A 22,812-nucleotide genomic window follows, 5' to 3' on the forward strand; every position below is an offset into this window, starting at 1 on the left:
TCACCCGCTGTCGCCTGGTCGACAGCCGACCGCGTGCCCAGGCTCGGCGGATATCGGCTGCTGGACGGAAGGGCTTGTCAGTCCAACGACAGCGATGACGAACCAACGGACGCGGTGCCTGAATCGCATCGGATTCGCGCACACTTGACACTCTCTCCAGGGTCGGCTTCGCCTCTGCGCTTCCTCGGTGTTAGGGTATTGGTGACGTTGGACCTGGAGCTGGCTCCATCGGAGGTGGAGCCCGGAAGGACGTCACCAGTTGTGAGGAGTGAAAAGCAGTCACGGAGTCAGGTCGTGCATCATCGGACCGACCCCGGAGTGGTTCAGCGGACGCGCAAGCTCGACCTGGAAGCCTCATCCCGCTGACCGAGCAGTCCCGAGGTCGGAAGCAGTCAACACGCTAGTACAAGTTGTTTCGCCATGGCGGCTGGGGGGCCTTCGCATGGCAACTAATCAAGCTGCGATTCGTGTATCCATTCTCGAAGGGCCGTTCGTGATGTGGGAGAACATCGCCGACGGTCTTCGTGGTGAGGGCGTGAGCGTGACCTCGGTGACGAGGGATGCGCGCCTGTTCCTCGACAGTCTCGGGACTGATCCGCCTCAGGTGGCGGTGATGGACGTGGAAGGAGACGGCGAAGCATCCCTGGGATGCTCCGTGACGGAGGGCATCAATCTGTTGCGCGAGGCGCGCAAGCGACGTCTGGAGGTGCGCATGCTCCTCCTGTCGGCCGTGAGCGTTCCGGAGATCATCTCCCAGTGCTTCGATGAAGGCGCCTCGGGGTATCTCTTCCGCAAGGGATTGGGCACCTCCGCGGTCTCCTCGGCCATCAACTCACTGGTGCGCGGTGAGCGGCTGTTCCCGGTCCAATTGCTGCGCAACGACTTCGAGCATCCACCGGTGACGACGCCCACCGCGAGCGTGCTCATGGCGCTCACGCAACGCGAGCGCGAGGTGCTGCAGTATGTCTCGGGCGGCGCGGACAACTTGAAGATCGCCGCGCACCTGCAAATCGCCGAGCGCACCGTGAAGTCGCACGTCACGCAGCTCTACCGGAAGCTCGGGGCCGAGAACCGCACCCAGCTCGCGCTGCGCGCGTGCCACCTGGGGGTTCGTCCGCCTCCGGACCTCTGAGTCGACACCGCCCGCCACGGACCCCAGCCAGGTCGCCGGGGTCCGTCGGGCACGACTCGGGGCGCCTCAGTTCTTCAGGGCCTGCTCTTCCATCTTCTTGCGCAGGCTGAGCGGACGCATGTCCGTCCACACTTCCTTGATGTACGCGAGGCACTCGGCCTTCAGGCCCTGCTTGCCCGCGTCCTTCCAGCCCAGCGCGTTCTCCCGGTCCGCCGGCCAGATGGAGTACTGCTCCTCGTGGTTGACGACGACCTTGTAGATCGTCGTGTCTTCGCGCTCGTCCGCCATGTGAGTCACCCCTGAAAGTGGCTGCATCTTGTTCACATCCCAGGAAAATGGGTCAAGACCGCCAAAAGTAGGCTGACGCCCACTTGACCCTCTCCTGGTCGCACTGCTCCGACAGGCTGTCTTCCGCGGCACCGTGGGTGCTGGTGCGCGAGGGCCGCCCGGCCCTGGTGTGAAACGCGGCCCTCATTCCCCGGAACCTCCCAGGTCCACCCACCGCTTCACCCACTCGGTGACGGCCGGCGCTTGCAGCACCGCGACGGCGTCACCGGATGTTTCCAACATCGTCAGCCCGCCCTCGGCCAGCTCGCCCCAGCCGCCATCGAGCGCATCCTCGTCATGCTCGGGGGCGTCGGCGGCGCGCAGCAGGTGCACCGGGCCCTCGTAGGGCTCGGGCAGGTAGCGGCGCGCGGCGCGCAGGTGGCTGGCGAAGACCTTGAAGCGCGTGCGCAGCTCCGCGAGCGACAGGTCCTCGGGCAGCAGGCCCGTCTTCGCGCCCTGCTCGTGCATGAGCGCGAGCAGCGGCTCGGCGTCCTTGCCGGACGTGAGCGCGGCGGGGAACGCCGGCGCGTCGATGCCTCCTTGCGTGGCCAGGGTCCGGGCGAAGAGCGCGGCCTGCGCTCCCGCCGTCGTCGCCGCCGTGGACGCATCCGGCTCGGCGGGCAGGGGCTCGACGAGGAGCAGCTCCACGGCGTGGCCCTCGCGCTGGAGCTGCTGCGCCATCTCCCAGGCGATGTGGCCACCCAGACCCGGGCCCGCCAGGCGGTAGGGGCCCTGGGGCATCGCGCCGCGCAGCGCCTCCACGTAGAGCGTGGCCATGGCCTCCACGGACTCGAGCGGGGCACGGCCTTCCTCCAGGCCACGGGCCTGGATGCCGACCACGCTCCAGCCCTCGGGGGCGTGGCGGGCCAGCTCGGTGTAGCGCTCCACGCGGCCATCCAGGTCATGGATGACGTGCAGCACGCGGCGGTGGTCGTTGCCCGCGCGCAGCGTGACGAGCGGAGACCAGGCGGGCGTGGCGGGACGCGCCTTGGGACGCGCCTCCTGCGCCTGTGCCCGCTGCAGCAGCGCCGCGAGCGACTCCACCGTGGGCGCCTCGAAGAGGGCGCGCAGCGGCAGCTCCACGCCCAGGGCCACGCGCACGCGGGAGACGACCTGCGTGGCGAGCAGCGAGTGTCCACCCAATGAGAAGAAGTTGTCGGTGACGCTCACGCGAGGCGCGCGCAGCACCTCCGCGAAGGCGTTGGCGAGCAGCTCCTCCAACGGCGTGCGGGGCGCGGCGAACGGCGTGGTGCCACGCAGGCTCTCCTCGTCCGGCTGTGGCAGCCCGCCTCGGGCCACCTTGCCGGTGGGCATCAGCGGCAGCGCCTCCAGCCGCATGAAGATGGACGGCACCATGTACTCGGGCACCTTCTCGCGCAGCACCTGCCGCGCCTCCTCGGTGCTCCACGGCGCGTCGGGCGGCAGCACCACGTAGCCCACGAGGCGCCGGTCTCCCGGGACGTCCTCTCGGACGATGGCCACCGCGTCGCGCACGTGGGGCAGGGCGCGCAGGGCCACCTCCACCTCACCCAGCTCGATGCGGAAGCCGCGCAGCTTCACCTGGCTGTCCAGGCGGCCCAGGAACTCCAGGTTGCCGTCCGCGAGCCACCGGGCCTTGTCACCCGTGCGGTACAGCCGGGCGCCGGACGTGCCTCGCATGAAGTGCGGCAGGAAGCGGTCCGCCGTCAGGTCCGGACGGCCGTGGTAGCCGTGCGCCACGTTGGCGCCGCCCACGTAGACCTCGCCCGCGACGCCGATGGGGCAGGGCGCGCCATGCGGATCCAACACGTAGATCTGCATGTTGGTGAGCGGCGAGCCCACCGGCGGCAGCGCGGGCCACTGCTTGCGGTCCTTCGGCGCGCGCCACGCCGTGACGACGTGGGCCTCCGACGGGCCGTACTGGTTCTCCAGCGTGCACTCGGGCAGCCGGTCGAAGAACGCGAGCAGCGCGGGCGTCACCTGGAGCTGCTCACCGGCGGTGACGATTTCGCCCAGCGGGGGCAGCTCCTTCTGCGTGAGGGCCGCGTCGCACATCGCCTGGAGGGCGACGAAGGGTAGGAACAGCCGCTCCACGCGGTGCTCGCGCATGTAGCGCAGCATGGCGGGCGGGTCCTGTCGCAGCGAGCCGTTGATGAGCAGCACCTTGCCGCCCAGGCACCAGGTGCCGAAGAGCTCCTGGAACGACACGTCGAAGTTGAGCGAGGCGAACTGGAGCGTGGTGGCGTCCGGCTTCACCGCGCGCTTCATCAGCCACCACAGCATGTTGCCCACCGCGCGGTGGGACATGACGATGCCCTTGGGGCGGCCGGTGCTGCCGGAGGTGTAGACGAAGTAGCAGTTCGTCTCCGGCGACATGTCCACGTCGGGCCGGTGCGTCGGGCGAGACGTGACGGCCGTCTCCTCCTCGATGCGGACGATGCGCGCCGTCAGCCCTGGCGGCAGCGCGGAGACCAGGGCCGAGTGCGCGAGGACCACGGGCGCGCCGGTGTCCTCGAGCATCAACGCCAGTCGGTCCGCGGGGTAGCTGGGGTCCAGCGGCAGGAACGCCGCGCCCGCCTTGAGCGTGGCCAGCACCGCGATGGGCATGTCCAGGCTCGCGCGCTCCAGGCACAGGCCCACCGTGCTGTTGACGCTCACGCCGAGCGCGCGCAGGTGGTGCGCGAGCTGGTTGGCGCGTGCATCGAGCTGGGCGTAGGTGAGCGACTGCGTGCCGTCCGTCACCGCCACGCGCTCCGGCGTGCGGGCGACCTGGGCCTCCACCCACTGGTGCATCAGCCCCGGCACGTACGTCGGGTCCACGGCGGCGTTGAAGTCCTCCACCACCTGACGGCGCTCCGCCTCGGACAACAGCGGCAGCCGTCCCAGCGTCTGGTCCGGCTGGGCGACGGCGCCCTCGAGCAGCCGCTGGAGCGCGCCCACCATGCGCTCGGCCGTCTGCCGCGTGAAGAGGTCGGAGGCGTACTCCAGGTAGCCCGTGAGGCCGTGCGAGGACTCGAACACGGAGAGCGTCAGGTCGAACTTGGCCGTGCCGCTGGTGGCCTCCACCGGGGACATGCGCAAGTCGCCCGTGTCGTAGTTCTCCTTGTAGACGTTCTGCAGCACGAACAGCACCTGGAACAGCGGCGTGCGGTTCAGGCTGCGCTCGGGCTGGAGCTCCTCCACCAGCTTCTCGAAGGGCACGTCCTGGTGCGCGTACGCGTCCAGCGTCGTCTCACGCACCCGGCCGAGCAGCTCGCGGAAGGTGAGGTGCTCCGACAGCTGCGTGCGCAGCACGAGCGTGTTCGCGAAGAAGCCGATGAGCTTCTCCAGGTCCGAGTGACGGCGGCCCGCGATGGGCGAGCCGATGCTGATGTCGTCCTGGCCGGAGTAGCGCGACAGCATCGTCTGGAACGCGGCGAGCAGCACCATGAACGTCGTGGCGCCCTCGCGTCGGGCCAGCGTCTGCACCGCGTCCTGGAGCTCGCGAGGCATGGTGAAGCCCACCATGTCGCCGCGGAAGGAGCTCACCGGGGGACGGGGGAAGTCCGACGGCAGCTCGAGCGCGGGAGGCGCGCCCGTCAGGTGCTTGCTCCACCAGGCCACCTGCTTGTCGAGCACGTCGCCCTTGAGCCAGCCGCGCTGCCACGCGGAGTAGTCCACGTACTGCAGCGGCAGCTCCGGCAGGGTGAGCGGCAGGCCCTTGGAGAACGCCGAGTACGCGGTCGCCAGCTCGTTGACGAGCAGGCCCATGGACCAACCGTCCGAGACGATGTGGTGCATGGACATCAGCAGCACGTGGTCCTCGGCGCCCAGCTTCAACAGCCGCACGCGCAGCAGCGAGCGGTCCGCCAGGTTGAACGGGCGCTGCGTCTCCTCGGTGGCGGCGCGGCGGGCCTCGGCCTCGCGGGCCGTGGGCTCCAGCGCGCTCAGGTCCAGCACCTCCAGCCGCGACGGCTCGTGCGGATGGACGACCTGGATGGGCTGGCCGCCGTTGTTCTGGATGGACGTGCGCAGCGACTCGTGGCGACGCCGCAGCTCGTTCGTGGCCCGCTCCATGGCCTCGACGTTCAGCGCCCCCTCCAGTCGCACGGTGGCGGGGATGTTGTAGAAGGCGCTGTTCGGCTCCAGCTGGTCCAGGAACCACAGGCGCTGCTGCGCGAAGGACACCGGCTGGTTGCCCTCGCGCGGCACCGGGACGAGCGCCGGAATCTCCAGCCCCTGACCCTGCTGCACCGCCAGGTCCACGCGCTGGGCCAGCGCCTCCAGCGTCGGGGTGTCGAACAAGTCTCGCAGCGGCAGCTCGACGCCGAACACCGCGCGCATGCGGCTGATGGCCTGCGTCGCCATCAGTGAGTGGCCACCCAGCTCGAAGAAGTTGTCGTGGATGCCCACGCGCTCCACCTCGAGCACCGCGCACCAGATGGCGCCCAGCCGCGCCTCGGTGGGCGTGCGGGGGCCGACGAACTCCGGGCGTCCGCTGACCACGCTCATGTCGGGCACGGGCAGGGCCTTGCGGTCCACCTTGCCGTTCGGCGTCAGCGGCAGCGCGTCCAGCACCAGCACGGCGGTGGGCACCATGTACTCGGGCAGCACCTCCTTCAGCGCCGAGCGCAGCGTGGCGCCGTCGGTGGGCACGCCCTCGCGCGCCACCGCGTAGCCGACCAGCCGCTTGCCGCCGGGGCCGTCCTCGCGGGCGATGACCACCGCCTCGCGCACGGCGGGGTGCCGGGCCAGCGCGGCCTCGACCTCACCGAGCTCGATGCGGAAGCCGCGCACCTTCACCTGCGCGTCCACGCGGCCCACGAACTCCAGGGTGCCGTCGTCGCGCCAGCGCACCACGTCGCCCGTGCGGTACAGCCGCGCGCCGGGGAGGCCGGAGAACGAATCCGGGACGAACCGCTCGGCGGTGAGCGAGGCGCGGCCCACGTAGCCTCGCGCCACGCCCACGCCGCCCAGGTACAGCTCACCCTTGACGCCCACGGGCACCGGCTCGCCGCGCGCATCCAGCACGTGGACGCGCACGTTGGCCAGCGGACGGCCGATGGAGGGCACGCGGCCTTCCTCCGCCACGACCTCCGTGAGGGTGGCCACCACCGTGGCCTCCGTGGGGCCGTAGGTGTTGAGGAACCGTCGACCCGGCGCCCACCGCGCGACGACGTCCGAGGGCAGCGCCTCGCCGCCGGAGATGACCGTCTTCAGCGCGGGCAGGTCCTCGGCGGGCGTGGCCGCCAGGGCCGCGGGCGTGAGGCTGATGACCGTGAGCGCCTCGTCACGCAGCAGCGCGTGCAGCGGCGCGCCGGGCATGACCTTCTCCAGCGGCGCGAGCACCAGGGCGGCGCCCGACGTCAGCGTGGTGAAGATCTCCTCCACGGACAGGTCGAAGGAGAGGTTCGCGAACTGCAGCACGCGCTCACCGGGACCGATGCCGTAGGCCCGGGCCTCGTGGGTGACCAGGTTGGCCACGGAGCGGTGCTCCACCGCCGTGCCCTTGGGCTGGCCCGTGCTTCCGGACGTGTAGAGCACGTAGGCGAGGTGGCCCGAATGCACGCCGGTGACGGGCGCCTCGGTGCTCTCGCGCGACAGCGACTCCTTCTCGGTGTCCAGGCACAGCGCGCGGGCGCGGTGCGCCTCGGGGTAGCGCTCCAACAGGGGCGCCTGGGTGAGCAGCATCTCCGCGCCGCTGTCCTCCAGCAGGAAGGTCAGTCGCTCGCGAGGCAGCAGCGGATCCACCGGCACCCACGCGCCACCCGCCTTGAGGATGCCGAGCAGGCCGATGACCACGTCCAGCGAGCGCTCCACGCTCAGGGCGACGCGCACCTCGGGGCCGACGCCGCGGCGGCGCAGCGCCTGGGCGAGCTGGTTGGCGCGCGCGTCGAGCTCGGCGTACGTGAGCTGCGCGCCCTCGAAGCGGGCCGCGAGCGCGTCGGGCGCGTCGCGGACCTGGGCCTCGAAGAGGGTGTGCACGCACGTGTCGGGGAAGTCCGCGCGCGTGTCGTTCCACGCCACGAGCTGACGCGAGCGCTCCTCGTCGGAGAGCAGCGTCACCGTGGAGATGCGGCGGTCGGGCGCGGAGACCAGGACCTCCACGAGCGCGAGGAAGTGTCGCGTCATCCGCTCGATGGTGGACGCGTCGTAGAGGTCCGCCTGGTAGTCGAGCTCACCCGTGAAGCCCGCGCCGTTGCGGCCCATCGAGAGCGTCATGTCGAACTTGGCGACATGGACCTCGTCGGGGCCGGGACGCAGCTCCAGGCCCGGCAGGGACACGGCCGCGTCCGGGGTGTTCTGGAGGATGAACATCACCCGGAACAGCGGCGACTGCTGCAGGTCGCGCAGCGGCTGGAGCTGCTCGAAGGGCAGATGCTGGTGCGCGTACGCACCGAGCGCCGTCTCGCGCACGCGGCCCAGCAGCTCGCGCACCGTCGGGTCGCCCTCCAGCTTCGTGCGGAGCACCAGCGTGTTGAGGAAGAAGCCGACCAGGCCCTCCAGCTCCGCGCGGTTGCGTCCGGCCACGGGCGAGCCGACGGAGATGTCGTCCTGTCCCGAGTAGCGCGACAGCAGGAGCTGGAACGCGGTCAGGAAGAACATGAACGGGGTGATGCCCTCGCGCTGGCAGAAGGCCTCGATGGCGTCCGCCTTCGCGGGCGGGATGACCAGGGACACCACGCCACCCCGGGGCCGCGACAGGTGCGTGCGCGGTCTGTCGGTGGGCAGCTCCAGGTCCTGCGGCGCGCCGTCCAGCTGGCGCTGCCACCACGCGAGCTGGCGGTCCAGCTCCGCGCCCTCCAACCACTGACGCTGCCACGCGGCGAAGTCCGCGTACTGGAGCGACAGCTCGGGGAGGCTCGGCGTCCGGCCCGCCTGGAAGTCGCCGTACAGCGTGGACATCTCGCGGACGATGACGCTGATGGACCAGCCGTCCGAGACGATGTGATGCAGGTTGAGCAGCAGCAGGTGCTCACGGTCCGCGAGCACCAACAGCTCGACGCGCAGCAGCGGCCCGGTGCTCAGGTCGAACGAGTGGAGCGCGTGCTCGCCCGCGCGGCGGCGGGCCTCGGCCTCACGCTGCTCGGGCGCCAGGTCGCGCAGGTCGGTCAACGGCAGCACGAGCGGCGTGGGCGCGTGGATGACCTGCACGGGGCCGTCCGACTCCGCGCGGAACGTGGTGCGCAGGGCCTCGTGGCGATGGATGACGGCTTCCAGCGTCCGGCGCAGCACCTCCACGTCGAGCGCTCCGGCGAGCACCAGCGTGGCGGGGATGTTGAACGCGGGGCTGCCGGGCTCCAACTGGTCCAGGAACCACACGCGCTGCTGGGAGAACGACAGGGGCAGCTTGCCCTCGCGCGCCACGCGGCCGATGGGCGGAGCGGAGGTCGTCGCGCCGGTGCGCAGCGCCGCGTCCACCCGCTGGGCCAGCGCGGCCACGGTGGGGGCCTCGAACAGCTCGCGCACGGGCAACTCCACCGAGAAGGCGGAGCGGATGCGCGAGGTGACCTGCGTGGCCAGCAGGGAGTGGCCACCCAGCTCGAAGAAGTTCTCCGTGACGCTGACGCGCGCCAGCTTCAGCACGGTCGCGAACAGCTCCGCCAGCTTCTCCTCCACCGGCGTGCGCGGGGCGAAGAACGACGTCTGCGTGCGCAGGCTCTCCGCGTCGGGCGCGGGCAGGAGCTTGCGGGCCAGCTTCCCGCTGGGCGTCAGCGGCAGGGTCTCCAGCGTGACGAACGCGGAGGGCACCATGTACTCGGGCAGGCGCTTGAGCAGGAACGTCCGCAGCGTCTCCGCCGTCGTCGCCGAGGCGGGGGCCTCGTCCGGGGGCACCGGGACGACGTAGGCGACGAGCCGCTTGTCACCCGGCACGTCCTCGCGCACGGCGGCGGCCGCGTCGCGAACGCCGGGGGCGGTGCGCAGCACGGACTCGACCTCGCCCAGCTCCACGCGGAAGCCACGCACCTTCACCTGGAAGTCGATGCGGCCGAGGAACTCCAGGTTGCCGTCCGCCGTCCATCGCGCGGAGTCACCGGTGCGGTACAGCCGGTCGCCGGGGATGCCGCTGAACGGGTTCGGGACGAAGGCGGCGGCGGTGATGTCCGGCCGGGCCAGGTAGCCGTGCGCCAGGTGGCTGCCACCGACGAAGACCTCGCCAGCGACACCGATGGGCGCGGGCTGACCGAGCGAATCGAGGATGTACAGCTGCGTGTGGCCCAGCGGGCTTCCGACGGGGGGCAGCCGAGGCCAGGAGGCCGGCGGGCCCCGCATCCGGTACGCGGAGACGACGTGCGCCTCCGACGGGCCGTACTGGTTCTCGAGCGTGCAGCCCGGCAGCTTCTCGAACATCGCGGCGAGGGTGGCGTTCACCTGGAGCTGCTCGCCGGCGGTGATGACCTCGCACAGCGCGCGCGGCAGCGTGGCGCCGTGGGCCACGGAGTCGGCCATGGCCTGCAGGGCGACGAACGGCAGGAAGAGTCGCTCCACCCCCTGGCGGTCCATGAAGTCGAGCAGCGCGGGGATGTCCCGTCGCAGCGAGTCCGTGGGCAGCACCACCCGGGCGCCGACCCACCAGGACGCGAACAGCTCCTGGATGGACACGTCGAAGTTGAGCGACGCGAACTGGAGCGTGGTGGCGCGCGGGCGCGGCGACTGCTGAATCTGCCACGCCAGCATGTAGCTCAGGGCCCGGTGGGGCATGACGATGCCCTTGGGGATGCCCGTGCTGCCGGAGGTGTAGATGACGTACGCGTTCGCCTCGGGCGACACGTCACGCGCCAGGGACGTCGTCGGCTGCCGCGCGATGAGCACCGCCTCGGTGTCCATGGCGATGCGGCGGGCGAGGCTCTTGGACGGCAGGCTCCCGCCCAGGTGTGACTGCGTGAGGACGACCGGGGCGCGTGTGTCCTCGAGCATGAACGCGAGCCGGTCCGCGGGGTACGTGGGGTCCAGCGCCACGTAGTACGCGCCGACCTTGAGCGTCGCGAGCACGGCGATGGCCATGTCCAGGCTCTTGTCCACGCAGATGCCCACGGCGCTCCCGGGCGTCACGCCGTGCTGGAGCAGGTGATGCGCGAGCTGGTTGGCCCGCTGCTCCAACGCCGCGTACGTCAGCGAGCGCTGTCCATCGGTGATGGCGATGGCCTCCGGCGTGCGCGCGACCTGTGCCTCCACCGGTCCATGCATGGTGGTGGCGGTGTGCGGCTCGCGCGACGTGTCGTTCCATTCCACGAGGAGCTGACGCTCCTCCTCGCGGCTCAGCAGCGACAGGCTCCAGGGCGACTGGTCCGGGTTCGCGACGGCGGACTGGAGCAGCCGCACCCAGTGCGCGCCCATGCGCCGCGCGGTGCTCACGTCGAACAGGTCGGTGTTGAACTCGAGCAGGCCCTCGATCTCCTGGCCCGAGTCCCCCATGAGCAGCGACAGGTCGTACTTGGCCGTGCCGCTGTCGACGTCCACCGAGCGCAGTGCGTCGGTGCCACGGGCGGCCTGGGCGCCCGGCGCGCCACGCGGCGTGTTCTGGAGGGCGAGCATGACCTGGAACAGCGGCGAGCGGCTCAGGTCGCGCTCCAGCTTCAGCTCCTCCACCAGCTTCTCGAAGGGCACGTCCTGGTGGGCATAGGCCCCGAGCGTGGTCTCCTTCACCTGCGCGAGCAGTGTGCGGAAGGTGATTCCGGACGTGAGGCGAGCGCGCAGCGCCAGCGTGTTGACGAAGAAGCCGACGATGTTTTCCAGCTCGGACTGGCGGCGGTTCGCGATGGGCGAGCCGATGACGATGTCGTCCTGACCCGAGTAGCGGGCGAGCAGGACGTGCAGGCCGGTCAGCAGCGCCATGAAGGGCGTGATGCCCTCCTGCTTGCACAGGGCGTGGAGCGCGGCGGACAGCTCGGCCCCGAGCTTCACGGGGAAGCTGGCGCCGCGCGACGTCTGCACGGGAGGCCGAGGCCGGTCCGTGGGCAGCTCCAGCGCGTGGGGTACACCGGCGAGGTGCTGACTCCACCAGCCCACTTGGGCGGCGAGCGTCTCGTCGCGCAGCCAGCCGCGCTGCCAGGCCGCGTAGTCCGCGTACTGGAGCGGCAGGGCGGGCAGCGGTGAAGGCAGCCCCTGGCTGAAGGCGGCGTACAGCGCGCCGACCTCGCGGGCGAGGATGCCGCTGGACCAACCGTCCGAGACGATGTGGTGCACCGTGAAGAGCAACACGTGCTGCTCGGGGGCGAGCTTCAGGAGCGTGGCGCGCAGCAGCGGGATGCGCGACAGGTCGAACGGCTTTTGAGCCTCGGTGGAGGCGAGCTCCAGGGCCTCGGCCTCGCGCGCGGACTCCGACAGACGCGTCAGATCCACCACGGGCACGGACAGCTCCACGCGCGGGTGGATGTGCTGGTACGGCTCACCGTCCTCACGCGTGTGGAAGCTGGTGCGCAGCGCCTCGTGGCGGTGGACCAGCTCCTGGAGCGCGCGGATGAGCGCGTCGAGGTCGACCGCCGTGTCGAGCCGGAGCGCGGAGGGGATGTTGTAGAAGGCGCTCTCCGGCTGGAAGCGGTCGAGGAACCAGAGCCGCTGCTGCGCGAACGACAGCGGCAGCGGGCCGCTCTCGCGAGACACCGGGACCAGCGGCGGCAACTGGACGCTCTTGCCAGCGAGGACCGCGTCGTCGATGCGCTGGGCGAGCGCCTCGACCGTCGGCACCGCGAACAAGTCCCTCAGCGCGAGCTCGACGCCGAAGGTCGCCCGGACTCGGGAGACGAGCTGCGTGGCGAGGAGGGAGTGTCCACCGAGTTCGAAGAAGTCGTCGGTGAGACCGACGCGCTCGACGTGGAGCAGCTCGACCCAGAGCGCGGCGAGGCGAATCTCCGTGCTCGTCCGCGGCGCGACGTACTCGCGGGTCGAGGCCTGCGAGTCGAACGCCGGCAGCGCGTCGCGGTCGACCTTGCCGTTGGGGGTGAGGGGCAGTGCGTCGAGCTGGGCGATGGCGGCGGGCACCATGTGCTCGGGCAGACGCAGCTTGAGGAAGTCGCGGAGGACGGAGACGTCGATGTCGTCACCGACGACGTAGGCGACGAGGCGCTTGTCGCCGGAGGACTCGGTGCGGATGGAGGCGACGGCCTGGGAGACGGAGGGGTGGAGGAGGAGGGCGGCTTCGACTTCACCCAGCTCGATGCGGAAGCCGCGCAGCTTCACCTGGGAGTCGAGGCGGCCGAGGAACTCGAGGGTGCCGTTGGAGAGCCAGCGAGCCTTGTCACCGGAGAGGTAGAGGCGAGCGCCGGGGACGTCGGAGAAGGGGTTGGGGACGAAGCGCTCGGCGGAGAGGTCGGCGCGGTGGAGGTAGCCACGAGCGAGGCCGACGGAGTCGACGCAGAGCTGACCGGGGACGCCGACGGGGAGAGGGCGAAGGGAGGAGTCGAGGACGAAGAGACGGACGTTGTCCCAGGGGGTGCCGATGGAGGGAGTCTGGCCGGGGAGCAGAGGCTGGGAGATGGAGGCGCAGACGGTGACTTCGGTGGGGCCGTAGGCGTTGAGGAGGCGGAGGCGAGAGCCCCAGCGGGAGACGAGCTCCGGAGGGCAGGTCTCACCGGCGGAGATGAGGGTGGAGAGGGAGGGGAAGTCCTCGGGGTTGAGCTGAGCGAGGACGGAGGGGGTGAGGGTGACGGCGGAGATGGACTCGTCGCGGAGCAAGTCGCGAAGAGGAGCGCCGGGCATGAGGCGCTCGCGAGGAGCGAGGACGAGGGTGGAGCCGGCGAGGAGGGAGCCGAAGATTTCGGCGACGGAGGCGTCGAAGTTGAAGGAGGCGAACTGGAGGACGCGGGAGGAGGGGGAGAAGCCGTGACGGCGGCCGGCGGTGAGAGCGGTGTTGGAGAGGCCGCGGTGCTGGAGGAGGGTGCCCTTGGGAGTGCCGGTGGAGCCGGAGGTGTAGATGACGTAGGCGAGGTTGTCGGCGAGCGCGCCCGACTCCAACGCGGCAGTCGACTGATTCGCGATGCGCTCCGCCTCCGAGTCGATCAGCACACGCTGCTGGGTCGAGACAGGGAGCTGCTTCGCGAGCCCCTCGGTGGTGAGGAGGACGGGCGCGGAGCAGTCGCGGAGGATGAAGGAGAGCCGCTCGGCGGGATAGGTCGGGTCGAGCGGAACCCAAGCGCCGCCCGCCTTGAGGATGGCGAGGATGGAGACGACGAGGTCGAGTGAGCGCTCGAGGCAGAGCGCGACGGGGACCTCGGGCCTGACGCCGAGTGAGCGCAGGTGGTGTGCGAGCTGATTGGCGCGCGCGTCGAGCTGGGCGAAGGTGAGGGAAGCGCCCTCGAAGCGAATCGCCTCGGCCTCGGGCGTACGCAGCGCCTGGGCCTCGAAGAGCGAGTGCGCGGTGGCCTCGCGCGGGAAGTCGCGAGCGGAGTCGTTCCATTCGACCAGGACGCGCTGCCGCTCGGCTTCGGTGAGCAGGGACAGCGAGGCGACAGGCGCCTCGGGGCGCTCCACGGCCTTCTCGAGCAGGACGCCGAGGTGACGAACCAGTCCGTCGACGGTCTGCTCGGTGAACAGGTCCGTGCGGTACTCGACGGCGAAGGCCAGGCCCTGGGCCGTCTCGGCGGCGGAGATCGTGAGGTCGAGCCGCGAGGTCCCCGTGTTCGAGGGCTGGAGGTGGAACGTGAGGTCGGGGAGCTTCAGCTCCGAGTCCGGCTGGTTCTGGAGCACCAGCGCCACCTGGAACAGCGGCGCGTGGGCGGGGTTGCGCTCCGGGTTGATGGCCTTGACCACTTCCTCGAACGGCAGGTCCTGGTGCGCGTAGGCGCCCAGCGTGTCCTTCCTCACGCGAGCGAGCAGCTCACGGAAGGACGGATTGCCACCCAGCCGCGCGCGCAGCGGGAGCTGGTTGATGAAGAAGCCGATGAGGTCCTCGGTCTCCGCCTGGTGACGGTTGGCGATACCCGTGCCCACGACGAAGTCCTCCTGGCCCGAGTATCGGGACAGGACGGCCTGGAGGCCCGCCATCAGCGCCATGAAGAGCGTGGAGCCCTCCTGACGGCACAGCGCCTGGAGCGAATCGGCGAGCGAGCGCGGGAGCACATGTGAAACCGACGCGCCACGGAAGCCCTGCCGCGCCGGGCGCGGGAAGTCGGTGGGCAACTCCAGCAGCGGAGGCGCTCCGACGAGGTGCTTCTTCCACCACGAGACCTGGGCCTCGAGCGCCTCGCCCTGAAGCCACGCGCGCTGCCATGCGGCGTAGTCGGCGTACTGGATGGACAGCTCGGGCAGCGGTGAAGGCTGGCCCGCGTGGAACGCGGCGTAGAGCGCCGCCGACTCGCGCACGAGCACGCCGATGGACCAACCGTCCGAGACGATGTGGTGCATCGTCAGGAGCAGGATGTGCCGCTGTTCACCCAGGCGCAGCAACGTCGTGCGCAGGAGCGGACCCCGCGCGAGGTCGAACGGACGACGCGCCTCCTCATCGACCCATCGCTGGACCTGGCCCTCGTCGAGCGAGGACACGTCCACCACGGGAATCGTCACTGGCGACGGTGCATGGACGACCTGCTCCGGGCCCGCGCGGAAGGTGGTGCGCAGGGACTCGTGACGCCGCACCATCTCCGTGAACGCGCCCTCCAGGGCTCGCATGTCCACGGCGCCCTCGAGCCGCAGCGCGATGGGCATGTTGTACGTCGGGCTCCCCGGGTCGAGCTGGTCGAGGAACCACAGTCGCTGCTGGGCGAAGGACTGGACGAACGCCCTGGGCGCGTCCGCCTCGCGAGGCAGCGCCGTGAGCGCGGGCCGCTGGAGTCCGGTGCCCGTGCTCACCGCCACGTCGATGCGCTGGGCGAGCGCCTGGACCGTGGGCGACTCGAAGAGGTCACGCAGCGGCAGCTCGATCTGGAAGGCGGAGCGCACGCGCGAGACGAGCTGCGTGGCGAGCAGTGAGTGACCACCGAGCTCGAAGAAGCTCGCGGTGGTGCTGACGCGCGGCACACCCAGGACCTGGGCGAAGAGGCCCGCGAGCAGCTCCTCGGTGGGAGTGCCCGGTCCGACCTGCGCATCCTCCGCGAGGAACCACGTCTGCTCGGGGACCGGCAGCGCCTTGCGGTCCACCTTGCCGTTGCTCATGAGCGGTAGGGACTCGAGCACCCGCAGGGCGGACGGGACCATGTACTCAGGCAGCCGCTGGGCGACGAAGGACCGCAGCGCGGTGGTGTCCAGCGACGCGGGCGCCACGACGTAGCCCACGAGGCGCCTGTCTCCAGGACGGTCCTCGCGCACGAGGACCACGGACTCACGCACCTCGGGGTGCGCGAGCAGGGCGGATTCAATCTCCGACAGCTCGATGCGGAAGCCACGCACCTTGACCTGGTCATCCGCGCGGCCGAGGAACTCCAGCACGCCGTCATGACGCCAGCGCACCTGGTCGCCCGTCCGGTACAGCCGGGCGCCGGGGACGGAGGAGAACGCGTCTGGCACGAAGCGCTCGGCGGTCATCGCGGCCTGGCCGATGTAGCCCCGGGCCACGCCCTCGCCTCCGATGAACAGCTCACCCGTGACGCCCACGGGCACCGGCTGTCCGTTCACATCCAGCACGTACACCTGCGTGTCCGCGATGGGGCCACCGATGGGCGCGGTGGCGCCCTGGATGTCTCCGCTCACCGTCCACGACGTCGCGTCGACGGTCGTCTCGGTGGGGCCGTAGCAGTTGGCCAACCGGGTCTGCGGCCACTGCGCACGCAGCCTTCGCGCCAGCTCCGCTGGCAGCGCCTCACCACCGGACACGAGCACTCGGAGCCCCGAGGCACGCTCGAGTCGCTCCGCCTCGACCAGGAGGCTGAGCTGCGACGGCACCAACTGGAGCACCGTCACCCGCTGCTGCGCGAGCACGGTCAGCAGCGCGTCCATGTCCAGGTCCGCGGAGGAGGGCGGCAGCACCAGCGTGGCGCCGCTGGCCAGTGAGGCGAGCAGCTCGGGCACCACGGCGTCGAAGCCGGGCGCCGTCTTCTGGAGCATGCGGTCCGTCGCACCCAGTCCCAGGTTCTTCGTGAACCAGGCGGTGTGACGCGCGAGCGCGCGGTGCGGGACCACGACGCCCTTGGGGCGACCGGTGGAGCCGGAGGTGAACAGGACGTAGGCCGCGTTCTCACCGGTGAGGCTCGGTGTGGCGAAGTCGCTGCTCGCCACCGCGTCGGCGGACACCAGGTCCTCGAGCACGAGCACCTGGGCCGCGCTCGTCGACGGCACCGCGGCACGCAGCGCGCGCTGGCTCAGCACCACCGCGGGGGTGGTGTCGTCCAGCATCATGCCCAGTCGCTCGGACGGCGACGAAGGATCGAGCGGGACCCAGACGCCTCCCGCCGCGAGCACACCGAGCACGCCGATGACGAGCTCAGGCGAGCGGCGCGCGAACAGACCCACGCGCACCTCGGGACCCACGTGGCGCTGACGCAGCACGTCCGCGAGCGCGAGGGCGCGTCGCTCCAGCTCGCGATACGTGAGCTTCCCGTCGGTCCACTCGAGGGCCACGGCGTCGGGCGTCTGCGCCGCGCGCGCCTGGAACCACGTGAAGACGGAGCTGTCGCGCGAGTGGTCGGAGCGGGTGTCGTTCCACCGCACCAGCAGCTGCTCACGCTCCTCGCGGGAGAGCAGCGGCAGCGCGGCGAGCGAGAGGTCCGGCGTGGAGACCGCCGCTTCGAGCAGTCGGGTGAACTGACCCGTCATCGCCTCGATGGTGCGGGCGTCGAACAGGCCGGTGTTGTACTCGAAGCCGCCCATGAGGCCCGCGGGCGTCTCCTGGAGCGCGAGGGACAGCGAGTACTTCGCGATGCCCGGGTCCACGTCCGCGGGGCTGAGCGAGAGCTCCGGCAGCGTCAGCGACGGCACCGGCGTGTTCTGGAGCGCGAACATCACCTGGAAGAGCGGCGAGTGGCTCAGGCTGCGCGCCGGCTGCAGCTCCTCCACCAGGTGCTCGAACGGGACGTCCTGATGCGTGAGTGCACCGAGCGCGGCCTCGCGGGCCTGCTCGACGAGCGCGCGGAACGACATGGCTCCGGACATCTGGCCGCGCAGCACGAGCGTGTTGATGAACACGCCGATGAGGCCCTCGGTCTCCGGGCGGTTGCGTCCCGCTACCGGCGAGCCCACCAGCACGTCGTCCTGACCGGTGATGCGGTACAGGAACGCCTGGAACGCGGCGAGGACCACCATGAAGGGCGTGGCGCCCAGCTGCTGTCCCAGGGCCGTCACGGCGGAGGAGACCTCCGGTGACAGTCGCACGGGATGCGTGGTGCCGGCCTGCGTCTGCATCGGCGGCACGGGTCGGTCCGTCGGGAGCGCCAGCACTTGGTTGGCTCCCGCGAGCTGCGTCTTCCAGTACGACAGCTGACGCGTGAGCTCACCGGCGCCGAGCCACTGGTGCTGCCAGGCGGCGTGGTCGGCGTACTGCACGCGAAGCTCCGGCAGGGACGCCGTGCGCCCCTCGCGCGCCGCGCCGTACAACTCCGCGGCCTCGCGCACGAGTACGCCCGTGGACCAGCCGTCGGAGACGATGTGGTGCATCGTCAGCAGCAGCACGTGCTGGCGCTCCGCGAGACGCAGGAGCGTCACGCGCAGCAGCGGACCTCGGGCGAGGTCGAACGGCTTCTGGGCCTCGGAGAGCGCCAGGCGACGGGCCTCGTCCTCACGCTGCTCGGTGGAGAGCGAGGAGAGGTCCACCCGGACGACGTTCAACGTCACGTCTTCCGCGATGGCCTGACGCGGGCTGCCGTCCGTGCTCGCGGGGAACGTGGTGCGCAGCGCCTCGTGGCGTCGCACGAGCGCGGCGAAGGCCTGCTCCAGCGCGGGGACCTCCACCGTGCCGTCGAGCCGGATGGCCGCCGGGAGGTTGTAGAGCGCGGTGCCTGGCTCCAACTGGTCCAGGAACCACAGTCGACGCTGGGCGAAGGAGAGCGGGAGGTCACCCGTGCGAGGGACCGGCGTCAGCTCCGGTGCACGCGGGGTGGTCGCGCCGGCCTGGACGAGCGCCTCCACGCGGGCCGCGAGCTTCTCCACCGTGGGCGCCTCGAAGAGCTCACGCAGCGGTACCTCGATGCCGAAGTGGGCCTGGAGGCGGGACAGCGACTGCGTGGCGAGGAGGGAGTGTCCACCGAGCTCGAAGAAGTCGTCGGTGAGACCGACGCGCTCGACGTGAAGCAGCTCGGCCCAGAGCGCGGCGAGGCGAATCTCCGTGCTCGTCCGCGGCGCGACGTACTCGCGCACGGGGGCGGAGATGGACACGTCGGGCGAGGGCAGCGCGTCGCGGTCGACCTTGCCGTTGGGGGTGAGAGGCAGTGCGTCGAGCTGGGCGATGGCGGCGGGCACCATGTGCTCGGGCAGACGCAGCTTGAGGAAGTCGCGGAGGACGGAGACGTCGATGTCGTCACCGACGACGTAGGCGACGAGGCGCTTGTCGCCGGAGGACTCGGTGCGGATGGAGGCGACGGCCTGGGAGACGGAGGGGTGGAGGAGGAGGGCGGCTTCGACTTCACCCAGCTCGATGCGGAAGCCGCGCAGCTTCACCTGGGAGTCGAGGCGGCCGAGGAACTCGAGGGTGCCGTTGGCAAGCCAGCGAGCCTTGTCACCGGAGAGGTAGAGGCGAGCGCCGGGGACGTCGGAGAAGGGGTTGGGGACGAAGCGCTCGGCGGAGAGGTCGGCGCGGTGGAGGTAGCCACGAGCGAGGCCGACGGAGTCGACGCAGAGCTGGCCGGGGACGCCGACGGGGAGAGGGCGAAGGGAGGAGTCGAGGACGAAGAGGCGGACGTTGTCCCAGGGGGTGCCGATGGAGGGAGTCTGGCCGGGGAGCAGAGGCTGGGAGATGGAGGCGCAGACGGTGACTTCGGTGGGGCCGTAGGCGTTGAGGAGGCGGAGGCGAGAGCCCCAGCGGGAGACGAGCTCCGGAGGGCAGGCCTCACCGGCGGAGATGAGGGTGGAGAGGGAGGGGAAGTCCTCGGGGTTGAGCTGAGCGAGGACGGAGGGGGTGAGGGTGACGGCGGAGATGGACTCGTCGCGGAGCAAGTCGCGAAGAGGAGCGCCGGGCATGAGGCGCTCGCGAGGAGCGAGGACGAGGGTGGAGCCGGCGAGGAGAGCGCCGAAGATTTCGGCGACGGAGGCGTCGAAGTTGAAGGAGGCGAACTGGAGGACGCGAGAGGAGGGGGAGAAGCCGTGACGGCGGCCGGCGGTGAGGGCGGTGTTGGAGAGGCCGCGGTGCTGGAGGAGGGTGCCCTTGGGAGTGCCGGTGGAGCCGGAGGTGTAGATGACGTAGGCGAGGTTGTCGGCGAGCGCGCCCGACTCCGGCGTGGACGTCGGCTGCCGCGAGATGAAGCGGGCGTCCGAGTCGAGCAGGACCAGTTGCTGCGTCGAGACGGGCAGCTCGTCGGCCAGGGCCTCGGTGGTGAGGAGGACGGGCGCGGAGCAGTCGCGGAGGATGAAGGAGAGTCGCTCGACGGGGTAGCTCGGATCGAGCGGGACCCAGGCGCCGCCCGCCTTGAGGATGGCGAGCATGGAGACGACGAGGTCGAGTGAGCGCTCGAGGCAGAGCGCGACGGGGACCTCGGGCCTGACGCCGAGTGAGCGCAGGTGGTGTGCGAGCTGATTGGCGCGCGCGTCGAGCTGGGCGAAGGTGAGGGAAGCGCCCTCGAAGCGAATCGCCTCGGCCTCGGGCGTACGCAGCGCCTGGGCCTCGAAGAGCGAGTGCGCGGTGGCCTCGCGCGGGAAGTCGCGAGCGGAGTCGTTCCACTCGACCAGCACGCGCTGCTGCTCCTCCTGTCGCATGAGGGACAGCGTGGAGACGCGGGCGGACGGCTGCTCCACCGCGGCCTCGAGCACGTTGCCGAGGTGGCGAATCAGTCCGTCGATGGTCTCCGCGGTGAACAGGTCCGTGCGGTACTCCGCCGAGCACGCGAGGCCCTGCGCCGACTCGGTGATGGAGAGCGTGAGGTCGAGTCGCGACGTGCCCGTGCCGCCTTCCAACGGACGGAAGGTGAGACCAGGGACCTCCAGCACCAGGTCCGGCTGGTTCTGGAGCACCAGCTTCACCTGGAAGAGCGGAGCGAAGCCCAGTCCTCGGCCGGGATTGATCTCCTTGACCAGCTCCTCGAACGGCAGGTCCTGGTGCGCGTAGGCGCCCAGCGTGTCCGACTTCACCCGAGCGAGCAGCTCACGGAAGGACGGATTGCCACCCAGCCGCGCGCGCAGGGCGAGCTGGTTGATGAAGAAGCCGATGAGGCCCTCGGTCTCCGCGCGGTTGCGGTTCGCGATGTCCGTGCCGAGGACGAAGTCCTCCTGACCCGAGTAGCGCGACAGCACGACCTGGAAGCCCGCCAGCAGCGCCATGAAGAGCGTGGAGCCCTCCTGACGGCACAGCGCCTGGAGCGAATCGACGAGCGAGCGCGGCAGGACGCGGCCCACCATCGCACCCTGGAAGCCCTGCACCACGGGCCGCGGGAAGTCGGTGGGCAGGTCCAACTGCGGCGCCGCGCCGGCCAGGTGCGTCCGCCACCACGCGAGCTGCGCCTCGAGCGCGTCACCCTGGAGCCAGTCGCGCTGCCATGCCGCGTAGTCGGCGTACTGGACGGGCAGCTCGGGCAGCCGCGAAGGCTTGCCCGTCACGAACGACTCGTAGAGCGCCGTGGACTCGCGCACCAGCAGTCCCATGGACCAGCCGTCCGCGGCGATGTGGTGCAGCGTCAGCATCAACACGTGCTGCGTCGCCTCCACTCGCAGCAGCGACGCGCGCAGCACGGGGCCTCGGCCCAGGTCGAACGGACGCCTCGCCTCGGCGAGAACCCTTCGCTGGACCTCCGCCTCTCGAGCGTCTCCCGACAGCGAGGACAGGTCCTCGACGGGCATCGGCACCGGCGCGGGCGCGTGGATGATCTGGACGGGGCCTTCCTGGAATGTGGTGCGCAGCACCTCGTGACGCCGCACCAGCTCGGTGATGGCCTGTCGCAGCGCCTCGACGTCCAGCACGCCTTCGAGCCGCAGCGCGATGGGCATGTTGAACGTGGGGCTGTCCGGCTGCAGCTTGTCGAGGAACCACAGACGCTGCTGCGCGAACGAGAGCGGCAGCCCCGCCGTGCGCGGCACGGGCGCCAAGGGCGGGACCTGGAGGCCTTGATGCTCGTGTCGCGCGGACTCGATGCGCGAGGCGAGCTGGGCCACCGTGGAAGCCTCGAAGATGGCCCGCACCGGCAGCTCGACGCTGAACGACTGACGCACCCGCGACACGAGCTGCGTGGCGAGCAACGAGTGTCCGCCCAGCTCGAAGAAGCTGTCGGTGACACCGACGCGCTCGACATGGAGCACGGAGGCGAAGAGCGAGGCGAGGAGCTGCTCCGTCGGCGTGCGGGGCGCGAGGTGCTCGCGAGCCGTGGTGGTGAGCCGGTCCGGCGCGGGGAGCGCCTTGCGGTCGGCCTTGCCACTCGGCGTCAGCGGCATGGACTCCAGGTGCATGAAGACCGAGGGCACCATGTACTCGGGCAGCCGAGGCTCGAGGTGCGCCCGGAGCTGCGCCTGGGGCAGCGGCTCCGCGTTGCTCGTGACGTACGCCACGAGCCGCGCGTCACCCGCGACGTCCTCGCGCACGGTGACGATGGCATCGCGCACGGACGGATGCGCGAGCAGCGCGTTCTCGACTTCACCCAGCTCGATGCGGAAGCCACGCAGCTTGACCTGGAAGTCGGAGCGGCCGAGGTACTCGAGGGTGCCGTCGGGGAGCCAGCGAGCGAGGTCACCGGTGCGGTAGAGGCGAGCGCCGGGCGAGTCACTGAAGGCATCGGGGATGAAGCGCTCAGCGGTGAGGTGAGGTGAGCGCCAGTAGCCGAGGCCGACCTGGACGCCGCCGATGAAGAGCTCGCCCGGGACGCCGACGGGAGAAGGCTGGCCGTGGGAGTCGAGGACGTAGAGGCGGGTGTTGGCGACAGGCCTGCCGATGGGGATGGAGGCGAGGGAGGAGCCGCGAGCGCAGTGGAAGAAGGAGACGTCGACGGCGGCTTCGGTGGGGCCGTAGAGGTTGTGGAGCTCGGAGGAGGAAGGCAGGCGCGAGTGGGCGCGGCCGACGAGGTCAGCGGGGAGGGCCTCACCGGAGCAGAGGACGCGGCGCAGGTGCTTGAGGGAGTCGAGCCCCGGCTCCTCGAGGAAGGCGCGGAGCATGGAGGGGACGAAGTGGACGGTGGAGACGCGCTCGTCGGAGAGGAGGCGGACGAGGTAGGCGGGGTCCTGGTGACCGCCGGGCCTGGCGAGAACGAGGCGAGCACCGGTGAGGAGCGGCCAGAAGAACTCCCAGACGGAGACGTCGAAGCTGAAGGGGGTCTTCTGGAGGACGGTGTCCAGAGCGGTGAGGGAGTACTGCTGCTGCATCCAGAGGAGGCGGTTGACGACGCCGGAGTGGGCGT

At 70.8% G+C, this 22,812-nt stretch carries 3 protein-coding genes; 1 reads left to right on the plus strand and 2 read right to left on the minus strand.

Annotation, left to right across the window (positions count from 1 at the left end; translation table 11 throughout):
• Positions 1–442 precede the first annotated feature (442 nt).
• Positions 443–1,132: a response regulator transcription factor FruA gene (gene fruA, locus LXT21_RS27700; protein ID WP_046713355.1), complete on the plus strand. Its 690-nt coding sequence runs from the start codon at positions 443–445 to the stop codon at positions 1,130–1,132.
• 66 nt (positions 1,133–1,198) lie between these two features.
• Here fruA and LXT21_RS27705 read toward each other — a convergent pair whose 3' ends face one another.
• Both LXT21_RS27705 and LXT21_RS27710 read right to left on the minus strand, forming a co-directional pair.
• The gene (locus LXT21_RS27705; RefSeq protein ID WP_046713356.1) at positions 1,199–1,420 is read right to left on the minus strand and encodes an MbtH family protein; all 222 of its coding nucleotides are present in this window, start codon (positions 1,418–1,420) and stop codon (positions 1,199–1,201) included.
• Positions 1,421–1,603: 183 nt separating this feature from the next.
• The coding region (locus tag LXT21_RS27710) for a non-ribosomal peptide synthase/polyketide synthase (protein WP_256572008.1) at positions 1,604–22,812 on the minus strand (21,209 nt) is incomplete at its 5' end.

Source organism: Myxococcus guangdongensis, from assembly GCF_024198255.1.
In the GTDB taxonomy this organism is placed as follows: Bacteria; Myxococcota; Myxococcia; order Myxococcales; family Myxococcaceae; genus Myxococcus; species Myxococcus guangdongensis.